We start from the raw sequence: 1,956 nt of genomic DNA, 5'->3' as shown, positions 1-1,956 counted from the left end.
GAACCCTTAGTTTATGGCACACTGGCTACTATTACCACATCGATCTAAATGTTTTGTCTTAATTTTTTCTTAAGTTTAAAGGAAAAGAAAAAGTGAATAATTGCAAGGCTTACAAGTTTTTCCGAATGAATAATAGGAATGATATCTTAATAATATGGTAGTAAAAATTAATCATGAAAAATTTTAGTTAAGGAGTGTTGATAAACTTGGAAAGTCATAAAGAAAAAATCCTAGTGGTAGACGATGAAGCTAGCATTCGTCGGATATTGGAAACGCGCCTTTCGATGATTGGCTACGATGTAGTCACAGCCGGGGATGGAGAAGAAGCTTTAGATATTTTTCGCAAATCAGAACCCGATTTGGTAGTTTTGGATGTAATGATGCCAAAGCTTGACGGCTACGGTGTTTGTCAGGAACTACGCAAAGAATCAGATGTACCAATTATCATGCTAACAGCTTTGGGTGACGTGGCAGACCGCATCACCGGATTGGAGTTAGGTGCTGATGATTATGTAGTTAAACCATTTTCGCCTAAAGAACTCGAAGCCCGAATCCGTTCAGTCTTGCGTCGGGTAGATAAAACCGGTGCTTCGGGAATTCCCAGTTCCGGTGTTATCCACGTCAGCACTATCAAAATTGATACTAACAAACGCCAAGTTTACAAAGGTGACGAACGTATTCGCCTCACTGGTATGGAATTTAGCCTGTTGGAATTATTAGTTAGTCGATCTGGGGAAGCCTTTTCGCGATCGGAAATTTTACAAGAAGTCTGGGGATATACTCCCGAACGTCACGTAGATACTCGTGTGGTTGACGTACATATATCGCGACTCCGGGCAAAGCTGGAAGACGACCCTAGCAACCCCGAATTAATTTTAACAGCGCGAGGTACAGGCTACCTTTTTCAACGCATCATTGAGCCTGGGGAGGAATAAAGAATTCAGAATTAGCAGTCAAGACAAAGGTTGAACAACCGTTCGTCCATGCATACAAGTAGGGGCAGGGGCGAACGGCTGTTCGCCCATATTCCCTATATTCCCCAATTTTTCGCCATATTCCCTATATTCCCCAATTATTTGTTTGCGATCGCAAACAAATAGCACGTTTAATTTTAGTACAGATGGACGGGCAGGGATGTCCATCCCACAAGAGCATAAAAACGATAAATTTTGATATGCATGAATTTAGATACACAATTTTTAACTTTTATTTTTCCAATTCATCACTCCGAATTCCTGGATAGACGACCCACCGGGTCGTCTCTACATTCATACTATGTCTAAATCCGATCCAAATCGTGTTTTACGTCGCTTACCAATTGTTGTCGGTTGGTTAGGCGGTATTTTATTGTTTGTAAATCGAATGTTTACATCAGAATTGACAAATTCCCAATCACGTGCAGATGTATTGGGAGTTATTTTGAGTGCTTTGTTAATTTTGACAGGAATGCTGTGGCAGCAAGTACAATCGCGAACTCCCGACTCAGTGAAACTAGTTGGTGAAGAAGGATTTGAAATTGCACCAGAATTACCCGAAGTAGTTAAAACAGAATTAGCCTGGGCATCCCGTCTATTGTTATTGAATACTGCAACGCGATCGCTTGTCGTAGTTTATCAAGGAAAAGTCATATTGCGGCGGGGAATACTAGCTCAAAAATCGGAAGTAACACCAGGTGCAATCTTAAATCGGGTACTCGAAAAACAAAAGCCCGTTTATTTAGTAGATGTAAAAGCGTATCCTGGCAAGATCGAATTTGACTATTTACCAGAAAATACACAAGGTATAATTTGTCAACCTCTGGCAACAGAAGGGGCAATGATTTTAGGTGCAAACGCACCACGAAGTTATACCAAGCAAGATGAAAACTGGATAGCGGGAATCGCCGATAAATTAACTGTTAGTCTAAAAAATTTAGAACTTAAGAGTAAAGACTATTAAGCTAAGGTAGTTATATAG

3 protein-coding genes are annotated in these 1,956 nt (G+C 40.4%); 2 read left to right on the top strand and 1 reads right to left on the bottom strand.

Going from position 1 to position 1,956, the window contains the following annotated elements; translation table 11 throughout:
• The first annotated feature begins 206 nt into the window (after window positions 1-206).
• Entirely contained in the window at window positions 207-935 is a 729-nt protein-coding gene (rpaB, locus tag CK510_RS29785; RefSeq protein WP_095725044.1) for a response regulator transcription factor RpaB, read from the top strand.
• An 18-nt stretch (window positions 936-953) separates the two neighbouring features.
• On the opposite strand, the gene CK510_RS29780 is transcribed toward rpaB, so the two are convergent.
• Entirely contained in the window at window positions 954-1,142 is a 189-nt protein-coding gene (locus tag CK510_RS29780) for a hypothetical protein (RefSeq protein ID WP_095725043.1), read from the bottom strand.
• A gap of 133 nt (window positions 1,143-1,275) precedes the next feature.
• Between CK510_RS29780 and CK510_RS29775 the strand changes: the two genes are divergently transcribed.
• The gene (locus CK510_RS29775) at window positions 1,276-1,938 is read left to right on the top strand and encodes a cofactor assembly of complex C subunit B (protein WP_095725042.1); all 663 of its coding nucleotides are present in this window, start codon (window positions 1,276-1,278) and stop codon (window positions 1,936-1,938) included.
• The last annotated feature ends 18 nt before the right edge of the window (window positions 1,939-1,956 follow it).

The organism is Brunnivagina elsteri CCALA 953 (assembly GCF_002289455.1).
Classification (GTDB): Bacteria; Cyanobacteriota; Cyanobacteriia; order Cyanobacteriales; family Nostocaceae; genus Brunnivagina; species Brunnivagina elsteri.
Note: the sequence above shows the minus strand (reverse complement) of the source record. Positions and strands in the feature narration are given on the sequence as shown.